Source organism: Thauera butanivorans (assembly GCF_048398245.1).
Classification (GTDB): Bacteria; Pseudomonadota; Gammaproteobacteria; order Burkholderiales; family Rhodocyclaceae; genus Thauera; species Thauera butanivorans.
Genome location: NZ_CP183038.1, coordinates 249,822 through 268,182 on the forward strand (window position 1 = coordinate 249,822; position 18,361 = coordinate 268,182).

Sequence of the window (18,361 nt, forward strand, 5' to 3'; positions counted from 1 at the left end):
TCCCCTCGTCATCGCAGTCCTGTCGTCGGAACTACCGAATCGCTCCTTCCCATGAGTGCGGAACCGGACTGTCATGCTTTGTCGATCTGGAGGCAGACCTCTCGCGTCTTGCCCGAAACCTCGTCGCACCCCGTCTAAGCGGCATCACCACACCCGATTCCGCCCGAACCGCGTCTGCTGACAGACCGTCGCTGTCTTGCACGCCGGTGACAACCAGGCTCTAACGCGAGAAGACCAAATCCGTCTTTCGCCTCGATGGCGTCTGTAGCAAAACCTCGTTATCGAGCCATCCTGCCATGGGCAGTCAACCCCTCGAAGCATACCGCGACGCAGAGGCTCGGTGCTGTTGGACAAGCGCCATATCGACAGGCGGCGGCTGGTGAACATCCGTCATCCCGGCCTTTCCCACAAGCCAAGCCGCCACCGTCTCGCGACGTGAAGGCGCACCCGGCAGCGATTCCAATCAACGAGGGAAACAGATGTCCTGATTCCGGTTACCTGGGAGCAGCCATGCGAAAGCCACCTTCATCCGGCCCCCAAGCCAAGGTCTTTTACCGTCCGATCGAGGCGGCCATCCAGTGGGCGGGGCTGTCGCGCTTCGAGCGCCGCATCCTCGGTGTCGCCAAGGGGATGAACCGCTTGCCTGAGCACCCCGAACTGGCACGCTGGCCACAGCTTCGTCTCAACGCGGAACGGATCTATGACGCACTGGTGCACTTCGACCTCCCCTACGGCAAGGACGGCATCACGAGCAACGACCCCGCCTTGCTTGATGACCCCGGCCTCACGATCCGCCATGTCGACCTGAAGGCCTGGATGATCCGTTTCTATCCCGACCAGCGACCGGCCTTTTTGTTCGATGCCTTCGAGCGCCACCTGCATCCGGCCGTCAGTGTCGATGCCGTGCAGGCACTGATCATGGATCGCGAGGCGTTGAAGCTCCAGCTTGCCGACAGGGTGCAGGCCTGGGATGCGCTCTATGCCCAGTTCCAGACGCTCAGCCAGGAGCACCAGGCACGCGCGGAACGCGAGAAGCGCTCCGGGATGCCGGGCGCCCGCAGTGAGTCCACCTACCTGAACATCGTTGGCGGCCTTCTGACCCTGCTGTTGGGCAAGTCGCCCAATGGCGTTCCCTATTCGTCCTTCGAGACGCTGGAATCGGTCATCAGTGCGCTGGTTGCCCACTACGGCGACAAGTCCGGAATCAGCGAGCGAACGCTGTGGGCGAAGTTTTCGGCAGCCAAGCGTCATCTCGCCACCCAGGACCGCTGACTGCAAGTGCAGATGGCGAGCCTGCACTTGCGGTGACTGCGCGAGAACAGCGCTATTGAATACGGGGCACGTCCATCACCGTCGCTACACAGCGCCAAGGAGTGACCCTCGTGACTGCCCAGACCATCGCCACCGCGACGCCGAACGAACACCGCATCCTGCGCCGCGCGGAAGTCGAGGCCAAGACCGGCTTCAAACGCGCCCACATCTACAACCTGATCAAGGAGGGCAAGTTTCCCAAGCCCCTGCGCCTCGGGGTACGCGCCATCGGATGGGATTCGGTGGAGATCGATCAGTGGATCACCGATCGACTCAGGGAACGGGCGTGAGCCCGCGCTCCGTCGGAATCCCTTCCACGAGGAGTCGCGCCATGCAGGTGGTATCCATCATTTCGACCAAGGGTGGCGTCGGCAAGACGACCACCGCGGCGAACCTGGGCGGCTTCATCGCCGATGCAGGGCTGCGCGTGCTGCTGCTGGACCTGGACGTACAGCCCACCTTGTCGAGCTACTTCACGCTCGGCACGCATGCGCCTGCCGGTATCTACGAGATGCTGGCCTTCAACGAGCAGCGTATCGAGCAATTGGCTTCGCAGACCGCTGTGGCGGGTCTCGACCTGGTGGTCTCGAACGACCACCGCGGCGAACTGAACACACTGCTGCTGCACGCACCCGACGGCCGGCTGCGCCTGCGTCACCTGCTCCCCGCGCTGGCGCCGCACTACGACCTGCTGCTGATCGATACCCAGGGAGCGCGCAGTGTGCTGCTGGAGATGGCGGTACTGGCCTCCAGCCTGGCGCTGTCGCCGGTGACACCGGAAATCCTGGCGGCGCGTGAGCTGAGGCGCGGCACGCTGCAACTGATCGAGGACATAGCTCCGTATCGGCACCTCGGCATCGAGCCGCCACCGCTGCGCTTGCTCATCAACCGTGTGCATCCGGTTTCGTCGAACGCCCGACTGATCCAGCAGGCCCTGCGCCAGGTGTTCCAGGCGCACGCTGGCATACAGGTCCTGAACACCGACGTCCCGGCCATCGAAGCCTACCCACGTGCCGCAACACGGGGGCTGCCAGTGCATCGCGTCGAGTACCGGCAACCAGTGGGCCGTACTGCGCCTGCGGCGTTGGAGACGATGCGTGCGCTGGCTGGCGAGCTGTTCCCGGCATGGCGGGAGCGCTTCGCGTGCGTTACCGGCAGAGGCCGCGCAGGGGGAGCCAGTCATGGCGAACGCGCATGAACTGGCCCGCGGCCATGCGCGGCTGCGCGCGCTGATCGAGTTCGCGCTGGGCGAAGGTTGGCACGTGAAACGCACGCGCGGCGGGCACCTGATGTTCACCAAGCCCGGCTGCGCCGCGATCTACACCAGTTCGACCGCGAGCGATCACCGCGCCAGCCGCAACGCTCGCGCGCAGCTTCGCCGCGCCGATCGACAGGCACCGGTGGCATCTCGGGAGAGCAGCGATGGCTGAGTCGACGCCGCAGGACATGGCCGCCAAGCTGCTGGCCACCGGCTTCGAACGCAGCGGTCCTTCGGCCGCTGCCCTGACCGACCCCATCGCCGATACGCCGATGGTGGTGACGCTGGACGAGTTGCGTCCCTATGAACATGACCCACGCGTGACGCGCAACCCGGCCTACGAGGAAATCAAGGCCTCGATCCGCGAGCGCGGGCTGGACGCACCGCCCGCGATCACCCGCCGGCCGGGCGAGGCGCACTACATCATCAGGAACGGTGGCAATACGCGGCTCGCCATCCTGCGCGAACTGTGGAGCGAAACCAAGGAAGACCGCTTCTTCCGGATCGCGTGCCTGTTCCGCCCGTGGCCGGCGCGCGGCGAAATCGTGGCGTTAACCGGGCACCTGGCCGAGAACGAACTGCGCGGTGGGCTGACCTTCATCGAGCGCGCCCTGGGCATCGAGAAGGCGCGCGAGTTCTACGAGCAGGAAAGCGGCCAGGCGCTGTCGCAGAGCGAACTCGCGCGGCGGCTGACTGCCGACGGCTATCCGGTGCCGCAGTCACACATCAGCCGCATGAACGATGCGGTGCGCTATCTGCTGCCGGCGATCCCGACGCTGTTGTACGGCGGATTGGGCCGGCATCAGGTGGACCGGCTCGCAGTGCTGCGCAAGGCGTGCGAGCGCACCTGGGAGCGGCGTGCGCTGGGCCGGCCGCTGACCGTGGACTTCGCCACCTTGTTTCAGGACGTGCTGACGCAGTTCGACACACAGCCGGACGACTTCTCGCCGCAGCGGGTGCAGGACGAACTGGTCGGCCAGATGGCCGAGTTGCTGGAGGCGGACTACGACACGCTGGCGCTGGAGATCGACGACAGCGAAAGCCGCCAGCGTGCGCTGACCAGCGAACCGGCGGCGCCGAAGCCACCGGCGGCGCCTGTCGTGCCTGCTGCTCCTTCCGCACCGGTCTCCGCGCCTCAGCAGCCACCCGTGTCGTCCGGTCCGCGCGACACCACGCCGGTCTCGCCTGGGGCGTCAGCAGCGCCACCGCCTGCATCGCCCGAAGCGCCGCAGGACCAGCACGGACAACGCGACGAGCGCCTGCAAGGGCACATCGTGACGCCGGCCCCGACCACCGAGCGCCTGCAGTCCATCCAGCGGATGGTCGCGGATCAGCTCGGCGACAAGCTACCCGACTTTGAGGCAGATGCGCTGCGTGCGATCCCGGTGCAGGTTGGCGGGCTCTTTCCCATCTCGGATGTCTGGTACATCGAGCCGGGCCTGGACGTGCCGGATCGCCTGCGCGTGCATATCGCGCAGTTCGCTCGCGAGATCGCGGGGGAAGCGGCGGTGGCCGACCACATCGAAGCCAGCGATGGCGGCATCGGCTTCGTCTGCGTGACGCCGGCCGTGGGCCAGGCGAAGGCGCTGCCGGCGTTCGCGCGTGCGATGCTGACCCTGCTGCACGCGCTGAGCACCGCGCCGGCACCCGCGACCGGGCTGGACAGCGCGCGGCTGGCCGATGACCTTGGGCCGCTGCTGCATGGTCACGGCGGCTTGGTCACGCGCCTGAGCGATGCCGGGCTGGTGAAGCTGTTCCGTCTGCTGCGCCTGGCGCGCCGGTTGCTGGACCTGCAAGCCGGCGAAGCGGGCCAGGCATCCTGAGCGCGCAGGAGGCTCCCGCATGTCGGCACCGCACCCACTCAACCAGGCCGTGATCGCCCAGGCCCTGCATGACCTGCGCAACGGCCAGTTGCGCCGCTGCAAGGCCATGGGCTTCGGCGAGGAGGAGTTGGATGCGCTGAAGCACCCCGAACTCGTGAGCATGCTGGTGAATGCCACGGTGTCGTGGTGTTCGGTGTCGGTGAACCGGGAAGTGTTGAAGCGGCTGCTGAGCCAGATGCACGACGTGGAGCGGGAGATCGCTACGGTGGACCGCATGCTGCGCCTGGGGGCGAGCACGGAGATGGTCAGCAAGTTCTACGGCCTCACGCATCAAGAAGTGGCGCTGCGCCGCGACATCCTCGGGCTGCCCAAGCGCAAGGGCCGGCATCCGGTGCTCGACGAGGCGCAGGACGTGGCCTTGTGGGAGCGCTGGAAGGCCGGCGTCTCCGAGCGCCACATCGCACTGACCGACGACATGGCGATGCTGGCGCTGACCATGGAGCTGGCCGAGGCCATGACCCTGCCCATGTCGGTGATCTGGTCGGCGATACGGAACTGGATCGACCAGGGGCTGGTGTAGCCATGACCACGGGCAGCGCATCACGGCGCGATGGCCCGGTTGCGCTGTCGTCGGTGTTCGGCGAGGCGCTGCGGCACCTTGAGCCGAAGGAACCGGCGCAGGGCACGGCGCCGAACCAAGACGGTTTCCTCTACAGCGGCAACCGCCATGAGAGCGTGCCGCGCCGACTGTTCCTCGACCGACGCCTGACGCCGCTGGAGCGCAACGCCTGGCAGGTGTTTCGCCTGCAGCTCAACGACGACGGCGTGACCGCCTTTCCCACCTACGACCAATTGCGCCCTTACTTGGCCTCGATACCCTGCGCGGCACGAGCCTCGCACGAGACCGTGGCGCGCGCCCTGACGCTGCTGCGGCTGACACGCTGGCTGAGCCTGGTGCGACGACGGCGCGACCCGAATACCGGCCGCATCCAAGGCAACCTCTATGTGCTGCACGACGAACCGCTGTCGCCCTTCGAGGCGATGCAGCTCGATGCCGACTACCTCGGCCTGGTCAGCCAGGCGCTGACCCATGCCGCCAAGGCGGTACAGATCGTGGGCATGAACACACTCAAGGAGATTGCCGAGGACCCGCTGCTCAGCGGCCGCACGCTGCCGACCCGATTGCAGGTGCTGGCGCAGCGCATGGCGCGGCATGGCTGGACGACGCCAGGTTATCCACAGGAGGGTGCGGGCCACGAATCCGAAGAAGGCCAGGAAGCCCTTCTTCGGAATGGCGTGCGCCCGTCTTCGGATTCCGAAGCAGGGTTGGAATCCGCGCCAGACGGCTCTCTTCGGATTCCGAAGGAGGACCGTACAGTACGTATGAATCGTATAAATAAAGAAGTACGTACAGTACCGCGCGCGAGGGCCTTGCAGAACCTGCGGCTGCCCGAGCGCTTCCTGCGCCTGAAGGACGAGCAGCAGGCCGGCGCGCTGGTGGCCTTGCAGCAGGTGGACGAGCCCCAGCGGCAGGCCGTGCTCGACGAGTGGGAGGCGCGCTGCCGCAACAGCGCAGTGCGCAACCCGGCGGGCTATCTCTTCGGCATCATCCAAAAGGCGATCCGCGGGGAGTTCAAGGCGTGGGCGGGCGACGGTGCCACAGTAGCGCCAGCAACCCGTCCACCGCCATCCGCACCACCGGCACCGGTCCCGGCATCCCCCGAGGTGGTGCGTGCCCACCTGGCACGGCTGCGGGCGGCGCTGCGCGGCCCCTGACCGGGCGGGCTATCCCCAGGGGATAGCCGGGACAGGGAGCCTTCCGGCAGGCAGTCGGCCCGACCCTGGCTCTTGCGCGAGTCTCAATTGAGATACACAATACAGTCTGATGCACAAACAGGAGAGCCGAGATGGCCGCACAGACTTCGATGCTGCACATCCGTGTGGACGATAAGCTCAAGGCCGATGCCGCCGAGAAGCTCGCCGGGGTCGGCCTCACCGTTTCGGACGCCGTGCGCATCCTGCTGACCCGTGTGGTCAAGGAAGGCGCGCTGCCGGCTGGCCTCACGGCCGACCCGGAGGCCTACGATGCCTGGTTCCGGGCGAAGGTCCAGGAGGCGCTGGCCGACACACGGCCGCCGGTGCCGCACCAGCAGGTCATGGACGAGGCGCAGGCGCTGATCGACAGGAAGCGGCGTGCGCGTACTTGAGTGGCGGGAAGCCGCCCGCGCTGACCTGCTGGCGATTGTTGACTACATCTCGGACGACAACCCCGATGCCGCGCAGCGGTTGAAGGACGACATCGAGGCCAAGGCCGCGAAGCTGCCGGAGCGCCCGAAGCTCTACCGGCCTGGCCGCGTGGCCGGCACGCGGGAGATGGTCGTGCGTGCGAACTACGTGGTGGTCTACATGGAGGACACCCGCGCGGTGTCCATCCTGCGCGTGTTGCACGCCGCGCAGCAGTGGCCGCTGGCACAGGAGTGAAGGCGGTTTTCCTCACTGGAGATTCACCATGAATGCCAAGGAGCCTGAAGCAGCCAAACTCAAGGCGCTGCAGGAAGCAGCTTGCATGGGCTGGGCCGACATCGCCGCCGGCCGCCATGCCGATGTTGCCGACGGCCAACTCGAAGGTTTCATTGCACAGTTGGGACAGCAGGCGGCGCTTGCCGTCGCTACCCGCCGCGAGGCTATCCCCAGGGGATAGCTGGGACAGCCAGCCTTCCCGCCACCGACAAACCGGGCGCACGCCGATTGCGGTTTGTTGACTGACGGCCTTCCGGGCGGTGCCGATGCTGGCGACTCGTTCCGTTAATGCGAGTCGTCACCCATGGCCAATGAACCCCTGCAACTGAATCTCGGGTCGCTGCGCAGCGCGATGTCGCTGACGCTGCACACGCACCACGCTTCGCGCATCTGGCACGGCCGTGCGCCGACCGAGGGGCGCGCCGGCATCATCGGACTCAACGGCTTCATCAGTGCGATGAACAAGATGAAGCGCGGTTCCGAGCAGGACGATCCGTACTCCGATTTCTGGATGCTGCGTATCGAAGACAAGCTGGAGCAGACCAAGAGCACGCTGCAGGCGCTGCGCGAGCAGGTGGATCAGGCCCTGGCCGATGTACCCCCGGCGCTGTCGCTGGGCGAGAACATGAACGTGCAGCCGGTAAAGCTGCCGCTGTTCGTGAACGCCCAGCTTGGCTTCATGGCGGTGTATCTGCTGGCCGACTACGACGACCTGGCACGCAAACTCATCCTGGCGCACCACACGGCGCTGATTGACCGCAGCACCTTGGAGCGCTGGCTCAATGATGGCGCGCACGCGCTGCGGAGCCTGTTCTCGCTGGCCCAGCAGTACCGCTACTCGGGCACGACGCGCGACGACTTCGCGGCGAAGAACGCCGCGGCGCGGGCGGCGCTGGAGAAGTTCGGCGAGTTGCCGCAGGACGTGCTGGAAGGCACGCGCCGCTCGCGTTTCGCGCCACCGATCGCGCGGCGGACGACCAAGCCCGGCACGCCGCCTGCTGCGCCCGCCATCGAGCCCGATGCGACGGCTCACACGGATGGCGCAGCCAATCCAGCGACGGGTAATGAGGGTGCTGACGCATGACGGCATCGATCCCCATCAGCCACTCCACGCGCTTCGTGGCGCTGGAACAGGCGGACTTCCAGCGGCTGGAACACGCAGGCTACCTAAAAGGCCTTTTACAGCCCTTTAAGGGTAAGGGAAGTCTGGAGACCTGGGCCAGCCAGTGCGCAGCGCTGCGCGACGACCTGATTGGCCTGGCGCAGCGGCGCGTGCTGCCCCAGGCGCGGGCCTACCCCTTCAGCCTGCTCGACGTGCAACTGGCCCAGCAGGCCACTGGCGCGGGGACGACCTTCCTGCGCTGGCGCAACCTCGACCGTTCCTCCATGGGCGTGGCGTTGTGGGAGGCCCTGCTGGCCAACCCCGCGACGCCGGCCTCGATGATCGACGAACTGTACGCGATGGAACTGCAGCGCATCGTGCTGAACATGCAGATCAGCCTGACGCACAGCATCGCTCGCCAAGCCCTGGAATGCGCCAGCAAGGCCGCGCAGGCCGAAGCGGCTTACCTGCGGCGTGTCCACGGGCATACCGCGGCCGTTCCACCCACCACCAAGGAATCACCATGAGCACGCACTTCGTCGGCGAGGGCAACATCGGTTCTGTGCCGGACTACCGCGAATTCCCGAACGGCAACGACGAGCCGCGCCGGCTACTTCGCCTGAACGTCTATTTCGACAACCCGATCCCGAAGAAGGACGGCGAGTACGAAGATCGCGGCGGCTTCTGGGCGCCGGTGGAGCTGTGGCACCGCGACGCCGAGCACTGGAAGACGCTGTACCAGAAGGGTATGCGGGTGCTGGTCGAGGGCCGCACCGTTCGCGACGAATGGGAGGACGCCGACGAGAACGAGCGCGTCACATTCAAGGTTGAGGCCCGGCGCGTGGGCATCCTGCCGTACCGCATCGCGTCGGTGGCGCTCAGCGCCAAGCCGGCCGGCGGACAGTAGTTCGCCTATCGCCGTTCCCCCGAGGGCGGCTGTAGCAACTGTCATGCGCCCGCGATGCACCAGCGAGCTATCCCCAGGGGATAGCTCCAAGGTCGTCCACAGAGTTCCAGCCGCCCTCCCGAAACGACGCTCTTGCTGTGCCAGCTCCTGCGGTCTATGCGCACCGCTGCGGCAACGGACCGCCTGCCGATCACAAAGCGGCGTCTGCATCAATCGGGTTCCTTGCTGCCGGCATCTCCTGGCCCTGCCAAGCTGGCGCTCATCCGACGAACCGCACATTTCCAAGGAGGCTTCATGCGCGTGTTCCTGTGCGAGAAGCCGGCCCAGGGCAAGGACATCGCCCGTGTGCTGGGTGCCGGTCAACGCGGCAACGGCTGCTACAGCGGTGCGGATGTCGTCGTGACCTGGTGCATCGGTCATCTGGTGGAGGCGGTTCCGCCCGAAGGCTACGGCGAGCAATACAAGTGCTGGGCCATCGAGCAACTACCCATTCTTCCTGAGCGTTGGCGTGTCGAGCCCAAGGCGGCGACCGCAGCGCAATTCAAGGTCGTGCAGCAGCTCGTCGCCAAGGCGGGCGAGCTGGTGATTGCGACCGACGCCGACCGCGAGGGCGAGATGATCGCCCGCGAGATCATCGAGCTATGCGGCTACCGCGGGCCGATTCAGCGCCTGTGGCTGTCGGCGCTCAACGATGCGTCGATCCGCAAGGCGCTGGGCGCGCTCAAACCGTCCGCCGAGACGCTGCCACTGTATTTCTCCGCACTCGCCCGATCGCGCGCCGACTGGCTGATCGGGATGAACCTGAGCCGCCTTTTCACGTTGCTCGGGCGCCAGGCCGGCTACACCGGCGTGCTGTCGGTCGGGCGGGTACAGACGCCGACGCTCAAGCTGGTGGTGGACCGTGATCGCGAGATCGCGCGCTTTGTCTCCGTGCCGTTCTGGGCCATCGAGGTGGCGCTGTCGCATGCGGGCCAGTCCTTCGTCGCAAGCTGGACGCCGCCACAGGGCAGCACCGACGACGCCGACCGCTGCTTGCAGCAGCCGGTGGCGCAGCAGGCAGCGGAATTCCTGCGCGCGGCCGGCACCGCCCAGGTGCTGTCGGTGGAGACCGAGCGCGTGCGCGAAGGGCCGCCCCTGCCGTTCGACCTCGGCACCCTGCAGGAGGTGTGTTCCAAGCAATTGGGCCTCGACGTGCAGGAGACGCTGGACATCGCCCAGGCGCTGTACGAGACGCACAAGGCAACGACCTATCCGCGCTCGGATTCGGGCTATCTGCCCGAGAGCATGCTGGCCGAGGTGCCGGCCGTGCTCGACAGCCTGGTCAAGACCGATCCCAGCCTGCGGCCGCTGATCGACCGCCTGGACCGCCAGCAGCGTTCGCGGGTCTGGAACGACGGCAAGGTCACAGCTCACCACGGCATCATTCCGACGCTGGAACCGGCCAACCTCTCGGCGATGAGCGACAAGGAGCTGGCCGTCTATCGGCTGATCCGCGCCCATTACCTCGCGCAGTTCCTCCCACACCATGAGTTCGACCGGACGGTGGCGCAGTTCTCGTGCGGCAGTCAGTCGCTGGCGGCCGTGGGCAAGCAGATCGCCGTCATCGGCTGGCGTGAGGTGCTGGCGACGCCGGGGCCGGACGATGCCGATGGCGAGGATGCGCAGCGCAGCCAGGTGCTGCCCGCCCTGCATGCGGGCCTGTCCTGCCCGGTCGGAAAGGTGGATCTCAAGGCGCTGAAGACGCTGCCGCCCAAACCCTACACGCAGGGCGAGCTGATCAAGGCCATGAAGACCGTCGCCAAGCTCGTGACCGACCCGCGCCTGAAACAGAAGCTGCGAGATACCACCGGCATCGGCACCGAGGCGACACGCGCCAACATCATCAACGGTCTGATCGGTCGCGGCTACCTGGTCAAGAAAGGCCGCGCCGTCCGCGCTTCCGACGCGGCATTCACGCTCATCGACGCGGTGCCCTCAGCCATCGCCGACCCCGGCACCACGGCGGTGTGGGAGCAGGCGCTCGACATGATCGAGGCCGGCCAGATGACGCTGGACACCTTCATCGAGAAGCAGTCCGTGTGGGTCGGCCAGCTCGTGCAGCAGTACCGCGGCGCAACGCTCTCGCTCAAGCTGCCGCCGGCGCCGGCCTGCCCGCAGTGCGCCGCACCGATGCAGCAGCGCACGGGCAAGAGCGGCGCGTTCTGGTCCTGCTCGCGCTACCCGGACTGCAAGGGCACGTTGCCGATCGAGTCCCCGACGGGCCGGCGCAGCGCACCGCGCAAGCGGCGCGCTGCCTCCAAGGCGTCCTGATCCTCGCTTCCCCCTGCCGCGCCGGCCACTTCACTGGCGGCGAGGCAAACGTCCCGCACCGCGCGGGACTCCAAAGCGCGCGTCTCCTTCTGCAACGGTGTGCGCGCCCCGTCTGCCCGCCATCGGGCGACGGGGCGAGAAGGTCATTGCTCCACGAATCGCGCCCGCCGCCATTCCCTTGATCGGTGTGCCTTGCCTCGGCCACGAGGGGCTTCCTGACGCCTTGCCGCCGCGCGAGCCGTGAGGAGGCCCCTTGGGCCCAGGGTATTCCGTGCCGGTGCCCGCCGGCGGAACAATGGGCTCCCTTTGTGCGCGTATGCGTGCCAAAGGTTTCCGGCCCCAGCCACGAAACGGGCCGGGTGCGATTGCTGATGCAGCGAACGGCTTTGACGACGGCCCGCGCTGACGCAGCCCACAGGTGGTTTTCCTTCCTCTCCAGCCGAAGGCCCGCGTGGCCTTCGGCGATTAGTCATTTCACTGATGCACCTCTGTGTCCCGGGATGTCCTTGCGAGGGCACATCACAGTGACATTCGACGTCCAAGCAGCACGGCGCTCGAAGGACAAAGGCTTGCGGCCTGCCGTGTGGCAAGGATGGCCGCCGGTGCGGCGCTGCGCTCGATTGGCTTGAAGCCCGCGCGCTCGAAGAACGGCGCAGCCGTCGTGGTCAGCAACCAGGCGTCGCGCCCGCCCTCGTCGAAGGCACGGCGCAGCAGCAGTGCGAACATTCCGCCGCCGATGCCGCGATGGCGTGCGTGTGGCAGCACCACCAGGGAGCGCACGAGCACGTCTCGGCCCAGGCGCTCGAAGCCGCCGTAGCCCACGCGCTCGCCGGACACCGTGGCATAGGCGAAGAAGCTGCGCCCTGATTCGGCCAGGTCGTCCGTGGGAAGCACGGCCTCTTGCAAAGCCAGGGCGAGGTCCGGGTCGCTGCCGGCGATCGGCGTATCCACCAGCAGCGGCGTGCCATCCTCCTTGCGGTTCTCGCCCGCCGGTCGTTGCGGCAGCAGGTCGATCACCATGTCCGAGGGGCGGCACAGGCGCACGCCCGAGCGCGACACCACGATGGGCCGATTGATGAGGATCGGGTACGCCAGCATCTGATCGATCAACTGGTCGTCGCTCCAATGCGCGGCATCCAGGCCCAGTTCCTTGTAGGGCGTGCCCTTGATGCGCAACACATCCCGCACGCCCATGCCCATCCGCGCGATCAGCGCCTTCAAGGTCTCGCGGTCGGGCGGCGTCTTCAGGTACTCGATGACCGTGGGCTCGATGCCGCTGGCGCGGATCAGCGCCAGCGTGTTGCGCGACGTGCCGCAGTCCGGGTTGTGGTAGATCGTGACGGTACTCATGCCGGATGCCTCGCTGCGTTGCGCGGGGCCTGTTCGTACCAGGCGCGGGAACGGTTGACCACGCGCACCACCAGCAGCATCACCGGCACTTCGATCAGCACGCCGACCACGGTGGCGAGGGCCGCGCCGGAATGGAAGCCGAACAGGCTGATGGCCGCTGCCACTGCCAGCTCGAAAAAGTTGCTGGCACCGATCAACGCCGAGGGACACGCGATGTTGTGCTTCTCGCCGACCCTGCGGTTGAGCCAGTAGGCGAGGCCGGAATTGAAGAACACCTGGATCAGAATGGGCACGGCGAGCATGGCGATCACCAGCGGCTGTCGCAGGATGGCCTGGCCCTGGAAGGCGAATAGCAACACCAGCGTCAGCAGCAGCGCTGCGATTGAGAGCGGGCCGAGGCGCTCCAGCGCGCGGTCGAACGCGGCCTGTCCACGACGCAGCAGCGAGCGGCGCCACACCTGCGCGAGGGCGACGGGGATGATGATGTAGAGCACCACTGAGGTCAGCAGCGTGTCCCACGGCACGGTGATCGCCGACAGGCCCAGCAGCAGCCCGACGATGGGCGCGAAGGCGAACACCATGATGGTGTCGTTCAGCGCCACCTGCGACAGAGTGAATACCGGGTCGCCGCCGGTCAGTCGGCTCCACACGAACACCATCGCTGTGCACGGTGCGGCGGCCAGCAGGATCAGGCCGGCGACGTAGCTGTCGAGCTGGTCGGCCGGCAGCCAGTCGGCGAAGACGTGGCGGATGAACAGCCAGGCCAGCAGTGCCATCGAGAACGGCTTGACCGCCCAGTTGACGAACAGCGTCACGCCGATGCCACGCCAGTGCTGGCGAACCTGGCCGAGCGCGCCGAAATCCACCTTGAGCAGCATCGGGATCACCATGACCCATATGAGCAGGCCGACCGGCAGGTTGACCTGGGCCACTTCCATGCGGCCGACGGCCTGGAACGCGCCAGGCGCGAGCTGGCCCAGGGCGATGCCGGCGACGATGCACAGCAGCACCCACACCGTCAGGTAGCGCTCGAAGATGCTCATCGAGAACGATGGCGTGGCGGCGACGGCTTCTGTCTGTACGGTCATCGTGCTACCTCACTGCTTGCCGATGACGCGCAGCTCATGCTGCAGCGACATGGCATCGAGCCGTTGGAGCGGCAGCGACAGGAACAGCTCGATGCGACGCTTGAGCGTCAACGCGGCGTCCATGAACGCCTTGCGCTGCTGTTCCTCGCTGCCTTCGACGGCGGCCGGATCGGGCACGCCCCAATGGGCCGACACCGGCTTGCCCGGCCATACGGGACACACCTCGCCAGCGGCGTTGTCGCAGACGGTGAAGATGAAATCGAACACCGGCGCACCGGGCGCCACGAATTCGTCCCAGCTCTTGCTGCGGTAGCCGGTCGTTGGCAGGCGCAGGCGCTCCAGCGTGGCGAGCGCCAGCGGGTGGACTTCGCCCTTGGGGTGGCTCCCCGCCGAGTAGGCGCGAAACCGTCCCAGGCCCAGTTCGTTGAGGATGCCTTCGGCCAGGATGGAACGCGCCGAATTTCCGGTGCAGATGAACAGCGCGTTGTAGGTGGTTTCAGTCGTCATCGATGCCTCGCGTCAGCAGCAAGAAGCAGCCCGTTTCGCGGCGGCGCGACTGTCACTCGGCGCGCAGCAAGCTGGAGCTGTGCTCGGCGCGGGCTGCGGCGCTTCGTTGAACACGGGGATGTTGCCCAGCGTGTGGAAATGCTCCCAGGCCACGCCCTGCGGGTCGGTGACCCAGTGCTTCTCACTGCGTGCATAGCAGCAGGTCGTGGTGCCTTCGTCGAGCAGCGCCATGTCGGCAGCCTGCGCGCGGGCCTTCAGGGCGGTGAGTTCGTCGGCGTCATCGGTCTGGATGCCCAGGTGGTCGATGCCCGGCTTGCTGCCGCGCGTGGAGATGGCGAAGTTGACCGGCGGGTCTTCGAGCATCCACTTCGCGTAGTCGGCCTCGATGCGAGCCGGCTGCGCGGCGAACAGTTGGGAATAGAAGCCGATGCTGCGATTCAGGTCATCGACGTGCAGGTGGACGTGGAAGCGTTTCATGGAGGTTCCTTTCAGCAGGAGGCGCAGGCACGGGTGGATTCATTGGCCTCGCACACGCCACCTTGGCAGCAGTGCTCGGTCAGGTAGCCGAGCAGCCCGTTCATGTGGGCGAAGTCGGCGCGGTAGATCAGGTTGCGGCCCTGTTGCTCGATGGTGACGAGGCCGGCATGGGCCAGCTCCTTCAGATGGAAGGACAGGGTGTTGCGGGCCACGTCGAGCTGGTCGGCCAGGACGCTGGGCGTGAGCCCTTCGGGGCCGGCGACGACCAGGGCGCGGAACACGCGAAGGCGCTGGGTGTGGGCCAGGGCGCCCAGGGCGGAAACGGCTTGGGTCTCGTTCATAGTTCAATAATACAACATCTATTGAATAATTGTGCAAGCACATCGCAATAGAGGACCGGGCGCGCCCGACCCCAATCGGGGACGCCACTGCGCCCGATTGCTGCGTGACGCGGCTATCTGATAGTCCGAAGCTCACCCTCATGCGTTGCTGACCGTCGTCAGCGGCATGCCCTGGCAGTCTCGGTCTTCAAGACTGCAACGCGGTTCGCCGCGTTGACCGATCCAGTCCGCTTCGCATCGCTCACCGCGGACGCTCGCCGGCCAGGCGACGATGCACTTTTCTCAACCACCCGAGGGGAACCCATCCCCTGCGGGATGCGTGCTCCCCGACCCACCAAGGAGCACGGCATGTCTGTACCTTCCGCATCTTCCTCTGCAACCGCAGTGCGCAGTGGTGCGCTGGCGCTGGCCTGGACCGGCAAGCGTTTGCCGCTACAGGTGCTGCGCAGCGCGGCCGGCCACTACATCGGCACACAAGACGACGAAGGCCCGGTATCGCGGGAGTCCGTCGAGTATTTCCCGAACCACCTCGCAGCACAGCGCGCCCTGGATACCCATGCCTGGGCACAGCGCGCTCACCCCTGATTCCCACCCTTCAAGGAGTTCTCTCATGAATCTGTCTTTACCCGAAGACGTGCTCGATCAGATGGCGCTGGAACAGGCACACTTCGACGTTGCACCGCAGGCCTTCTTCGAGGCCTGGAAGCGCGGCGCGCAGATCGCCGGCCACGAGTGGTTCGGCGACGGCACACGCGAAGGTCTGCAGCGTGCCACCACCAAGTGGGACCTGCGGCCCAACATGCTGATGCTCAACGACGCCCTGGGCGTGCTGAGCAGCGGTCAACGCATGTTCCTGTCCGCAATGGTGAGCTTCTACAACTCCCGCGAGGGCGGCGCGATGCTCAAGCGTTGCGGCTTCGAGGGGCTGTCCGACTTCGGCGGCCTCGATCTGGAACGGCGCCAGGTCATCGCCGACCTCACGCTGCACTACAACGGCTGGTGAGCCGCGCCTGGCAACCCACCGTTCTTTCATCCCACCCCACGAGGGACATGCGTCCCCGTTCGGGGCCATGTCCCTCCTTCCTTTCGCAGGAGCGGCCATGTCCCGAATCACCATCTTCCACTGACCTGCACCGCCCGCCACCAGGGCGGCCCGACGCCGCGGCCGGCTGACCGGTTGCCACTTCATCCACTCGCTGGGGTTCAATCCCCGGCAGGGGATTGCCTCGGCCATCCTCTGCTGGAGGAATCCCATGTCTCATTCCAAAAACCCCTTCGTCCGCGGCTACGATGGCCTGTCCGTGCAGCGGCTGCTGGCGATTTCCTACGACGACGACTGCCCGCTGAGCTATCTGCCGCTGCACGTCTCGCAGTCGCATCTGCCGGCCAGCCAGGTCGAGCGCCATGCCTGCGTCTTCTGCGACGACTTCGCGCTGATCACCGAGGGCCAGAACGTGCCGCCCGATCTGGACGCGCAGTGCCCCAGCCACGGTATCGCCCGAAACTTCGTCTACGCCGTCATGGCCGAAGAAGCCGGCCAGCCACTGCACGTCGGCGATACCTACTCCGAGGAAGCCGCGCGCGAGGTGGTCCGCCGCCTGCGCTTCGAGACCGGCTTCTACAGCCGTGCCTGGGAAATCAGCTCGGCGCACATCACCGAGGAGGCCGGCCGCTTCCTCGCCGAACTGGCGGACATCGCCACGCCGAGCGGTTTCTTGTTCGTGGCCTTCCGCATTCCCTACAGCCCGGCGGTCGGCGTGAAGCTGATCGCCACGCCCTGGACGGATGCGAACCTGCAGCATGTCGAGGGCATCACCGCCGAAGAGCTGCGGCAGGAGCACCGGGCCAAGGGCGTGCCGGAGTCCCTCGTGGAAGTGTTGCACCTGGCTGCGCTCGCCGACGTTCGCATGTTGGTGTTCGATGCCGACGCGCCCGTGCTGGACGGGCTGACGCTCTACGACGACGAGTAACCCGCAACCCATTCGAGCCCCCACGTCGGGGCTCTTCTTTTTCGCGGAACGCGGTGCCGGCGCATTGCCGATTCCCAACGGACGGCCGCCGCCATGTGCCGCACGCTGGCCGCATGTTCGCTGGCGTTGCCGGCAGCATGCCCAGGCAGTCGAGACCTTCAAGACTGCGGCGCGGTTCGCCGTGCTGGTTGCTTCGTTCTCCGGGCGCACCCGCGTCCATCCACCTCACCCTCAAGGGACAGACCTCCCTTGCGGGCGGGAGTCCCTTGGTTGCCACAAGGAGTCTCCCCATGGATACCCAAGCCATCCGTGCACAGATGCCAACGCTCGTTGTCGGTCATGTGCCTTCCAACGTCCGTTCGTTCAAGTTCAACATCTTCGACGGCCAGCCCAAGGTTTCGACGCTGGGCTTTCACATCGACCCGAAGCCTTTCGAGGGCAAGGTCATCGCCACCACCGACGAGGCCATCGTCGTCAAGACGGGGCGAGCCGAGTTCGCGGTGCTCGATCGCACGCTCGTGACTGAGGTGCCCGACGAGGGCGCCAAGGTGCAGGTCGAACCCTATGTCAGACGCCGCTTCGACGGTCAGCGAGCGGACACGCCCGAGGAGCAGACCGAGTTCACCGCCGACGGCCAGCCCTACACGGTGAAGCGGTTGGTGCTCGGGTCCGCACCGGCGAAGCTGCCGATTCCCAAGCCTCGCTGCCCCGAGCTGCAGGAACTGGTCAACCAACTGGAGCAGTTGCCCGCTCCCGACGGTTTCCGGCGCGTCACCGTGCTGTATGAGCGTGGCCTCGACCTCTACGCGGTGGAGCTGCGCCGCGACGGCGAGCTGATCGAACGGGTCGATGAGGTGTTCTTCGACACCCTCGGCGAGACGCTGGAACGGCTGATCGACGACGGGAGTTGGCGGCGCATCCGCGTGCAGTGCCTGTCGTGTCGTAAGGCTATCCGGCACTGATCTCACAGCAGCTTCCCGCCCTCGCGGCGGGAAGCCGTTTTTCCTGCCCCCTGGAGATCACACTCATGACTGTTCGATTCAAAGGCACGGAGCTGCGGCCCGTGCTCGCCGAAGCGGTGGCGAATCAATGCCGCGTCATCCTGGTCAAGGATCAGGGCGTGTACTTCCTGGCCGAGTGCGGCGAGCGCCGACCCGATGGTCGCCAGAAGACCATCGCCTATGCCGCCGGTTGCAACCCGGATGTCGATGCCTTCGACGACTGGTGGGAGCTGGCGCGCGCCGAGTTCGGTGGCGACGACTTCGGCGAGTTCTTCGATCCGCAGGAGGGCGTGTTTGCGCGCATCCTGCGCAGCGAGGACGACCTCGACGTGTCCGCCTCCGCGACACACCTATCGCTGCAGGCGGTTCCTCCCACGCCCAGCGGTAACTGACCGC

Annotated in this window: 24 protein-coding genes and 1 pseudogene; 19 read left to right on the forward strand and 6 right to left on the reverse strand. The window is 66.6% G+C overall.

Translation table 11 applies throughout. The features are described from left to right. Positions 1–510: 510 nt before the first annotated feature. The 14 genes from ACNQFN_RS01160 (at position 511) to ACNQFN_RS01225 (ending at position 11,231) form a co-directional block, all read left to right on the forward strand. The gene (locus ACNQFN_RS01160) at positions 511–1,272 is read left to right on the forward strand and encodes a hypothetical protein (protein ID WP_032972664.1); all 762 of its coding nucleotides are present in this window, start codon (positions 511–513) and stop codon (positions 1,270–1,272) included. A gap of 110 nt (positions 1,273–1,382) precedes the next feature. After that, entirely contained in the window at positions 1,383–1,601 is a 219-nt protein-coding gene (locus ACNQFN_RS01165; protein WP_009461157.1) for an AlpA family transcriptional regulator, read from the forward strand. Between the two features lie 41 nt (positions 1,602–1,642). Next, a complete protein-coding gene (locus tag ACNQFN_RS01170; RefSeq protein WP_043223302.1) occupies positions 1,643–2,509 on the forward strand; it encodes a ParA family protein in 867 nt (288 codons plus the stop codon). Beyond that, on the forward strand, positions 2,493–2,741 hold the full coding sequence (locus ACNQFN_RS01175) for a type II toxin-antitoxin system HicA family toxin (protein WP_142096545.1): 249 nt from the start codon (positions 2,493–2,495) through the stop codon (positions 2,739–2,741). The genes ACNQFN_RS01170 and ACNQFN_RS01175 overlap by 17 nt, the downstream gene beginning before the upstream one ends. Then, complete coding sequence (locus ACNQFN_RS01180) at positions 2,734–4,392, forward strand: ParB family protein (protein ID WP_418647742.1); 1,659 nt, start codon at positions 2,734–2,736, stop codon at positions 4,390–4,392. Before ACNQFN_RS01175 ends, ACNQFN_RS01180 begins: the two co-directional genes overlap by 8 nt. A gap of 19 nt (positions 4,393–4,411) precedes the next feature. Next, positions 4,412–4,972, forward strand: a complete 561-nt coding sequence (locus tag ACNQFN_RS01185; RefSeq protein WP_418647743.1) for a DUF2857 domain-containing protein — start codon at positions 4,412–4,414, stop codon at positions 4,970–4,972. 2 nt (positions 4,973–4,974) lie between these two features. Beyond that, a complete protein-coding gene (locus tag ACNQFN_RS01190; RefSeq protein WP_418647744.1) occupies positions 4,975–6,168 on the forward strand; it encodes an STY4528 family pathogenicity island replication protein in 1,194 nt (397 codons plus the stop codon). Positions 6,169–6,299: 131 nt separating this feature from the next. After that, on the forward strand, positions 6,300–6,599 hold the full coding sequence (locus tag ACNQFN_RS01195) for a type II toxin-antitoxin system RelB/DinJ family antitoxin (protein ID WP_009618210.1): 300 nt from the start codon (positions 6,300–6,302) through the stop codon (positions 6,597–6,599). Further along, positions 6,586–6,873, forward strand: coding sequence for a type II toxin-antitoxin system RelE/ParE family toxin (locus tag ACNQFN_RS01200; protein ID WP_141984815.1), 288 nt, complete (start codon positions 6,586–6,588; stop codon positions 6,871–6,873). The genes ACNQFN_RS01195 and ACNQFN_RS01200 overlap by 14 nt, the downstream gene beginning before the upstream one ends. Positions 6,874–6,901: 28 nt before the next feature. Next, complete coding sequence (locus ACNQFN_RS01205; protein ID WP_027350501.1) at positions 6,902–7,093, forward strand: hypothetical protein; 192 nt, start codon at positions 6,902–6,904, stop codon at positions 7,091–7,093. 123 nt (positions 7,094–7,216) lie between these two features. Then, positions 7,217–7,996, forward strand: a complete 780-nt coding sequence (locus tag ACNQFN_RS01210) for a PFL_4669 family integrating conjugative element protein (protein ID WP_418647745.1) — start codon at positions 7,217–7,219, stop codon at positions 7,994–7,996. Continuing rightward, positions 7,993–8,541 (forward strand): DUF3158 family protein, encoded by a 549-nt coding sequence (locus tag ACNQFN_RS01215; RefSeq protein WP_418647746.1) that lies wholly within the window; start codon positions 7,993–7,995, stop codon positions 8,539–8,541. Before ACNQFN_RS01210 ends, ACNQFN_RS01215 begins: the two co-directional genes overlap by 4 nt. Next, positions 8,538–8,921: a single-stranded DNA-binding protein gene (locus ACNQFN_RS01220; RefSeq protein WP_180215302.1), complete on the forward strand. Its 384-nt coding sequence runs from the start codon at positions 8,538–8,540 to the stop codon at positions 8,919–8,921. The genes ACNQFN_RS01215 and ACNQFN_RS01220 overlap by 4 nt, the downstream gene beginning before the upstream one ends. A 294-nt stretch (positions 8,922–9,215) precedes the next feature. Further along, complete coding sequence (locus tag ACNQFN_RS01225) at positions 9,216–11,231, forward strand: DNA topoisomerase III (protein WP_418647747.1); 2,016 nt, start codon at positions 9,216–9,218, stop codon at positions 11,229–11,231. 519 nt (positions 11,232–11,750) lie between these two features. Here the strand turns inward: ACNQFN_RS01225 and arsN2 are convergent. From arsN2 to ACNQFN_RS01255, 6 genes and pseudogenes are all read right to left on the reverse strand, one after another. Beyond that, positions 11,751–12,182: an arsenic resistance N-acetyltransferase ArsN2 gene (gene arsN2 / locus ACNQFN_RS01230; protein ID WP_418648952.1), complete on the reverse strand. Its 432-nt coding sequence runs from the start codon at positions 12,180–12,182 to the stop codon at positions 11,751–11,753. Between the two features lie 12 nt (positions 12,183–12,194). Continuing rightward, positions 12,195–12,581 (reverse strand): annotated as a pseudogene (arsC, locus tag ACNQFN_RS01235) (arsenate reductase (glutaredoxin)); the annotation flags it as partial. After that, positions 12,578–13,669, reverse strand: a complete 1,092-nt coding sequence (gene arsB, locus ACNQFN_RS01240; protein WP_418647748.1) for an ACR3 family arsenite efflux transporter — start codon at positions 13,667–13,669, stop codon at positions 12,578–12,580. The gene arsB and the pseudogene arsC, both read right to left, overlap by 4 nt. A gap of 9 nt (positions 13,670–13,678) precedes the next feature. Continuing rightward, positions 13,679–14,176, reverse strand: a complete 498-nt coding sequence (locus tag ACNQFN_RS01245) for an arsenate reductase ArsC (RefSeq protein ID WP_024537141.1) — start codon at positions 14,174–14,176, stop codon at positions 13,679–13,681. Between the two features lie 12 nt (positions 14,177–14,188). Continuing rightward, on the reverse strand, positions 14,189–14,653 hold the full coding sequence (locus tag ACNQFN_RS01250; RefSeq protein WP_011829938.1) for an ArsI/CadI family heavy metal resistance metalloenzyme: 465 nt from the start codon (positions 14,651–14,653) through the stop codon (positions 14,189–14,191). Between the two features lie 11 nt (positions 14,654–14,664). After that, positions 14,665–14,994, reverse strand: coding sequence for an ArsR/SmtB family transcription factor (locus tag ACNQFN_RS01255; protein ID WP_024537143.1), 330 nt, complete (start codon positions 14,992–14,994; stop codon positions 14,665–14,667). Between the two features lie 348 nt (positions 14,995–15,342). On the opposite strand from ACNQFN_RS01255, the gene ACNQFN_RS01260 reads away from it, so the two are divergent. The 5 genes from ACNQFN_RS01260 (at position 15,343) to ACNQFN_RS01280 (ending at position 18,357) form a co-directional block, all read left to right on the forward strand. Beyond that, the gene (locus tag ACNQFN_RS01260; RefSeq protein WP_418647749.1) at positions 15,343–15,579 is read left to right on the forward strand and encodes a hypothetical protein; all 237 of its coding nucleotides are present in this window, start codon (positions 15,343–15,345) and stop codon (positions 15,577–15,579) included. 25 nt (positions 15,580–15,604) lie between these two features. Beyond that, positions 15,605–15,997: a hypothetical protein gene (locus tag ACNQFN_RS01265; RefSeq protein ID WP_418647750.1), complete on the forward strand. Its 393-nt coding sequence runs from the start codon at positions 15,605–15,607 to the stop codon at positions 15,995–15,997. Between the two features lie 250 nt (positions 15,998–16,247). Then, complete coding sequence (locus ACNQFN_RS01270) at positions 16,248–16,964, forward strand: ABC transporter substrate-binding protein (protein ID WP_418647751.1); 717 nt, start codon at positions 16,248–16,250, stop codon at positions 16,962–16,964. Positions 16,965–17,254: 290 nt separating this feature from the next. Beyond that, positions 17,255–17,926 carry a GTPase gene (locus ACNQFN_RS01275; RefSeq protein ID WP_418647752.1) on the forward strand — a complete coding sequence of 224 codons (672 nt, stop codon included), beginning with the start codon at positions 17,255–17,257 and terminating at the stop codon, positions 17,924–17,926. A 65-nt stretch (positions 17,927–17,991) separates the two neighbouring features. Next, positions 17,992–18,357, forward strand: a complete 366-nt coding sequence (locus ACNQFN_RS01280; protein ID WP_010792167.1) for a DUF3085 domain-containing protein — start codon at positions 17,992–17,994, stop codon at positions 18,355–18,357. Positions 18,358–18,361 lie beyond the last annotated feature (4 nt).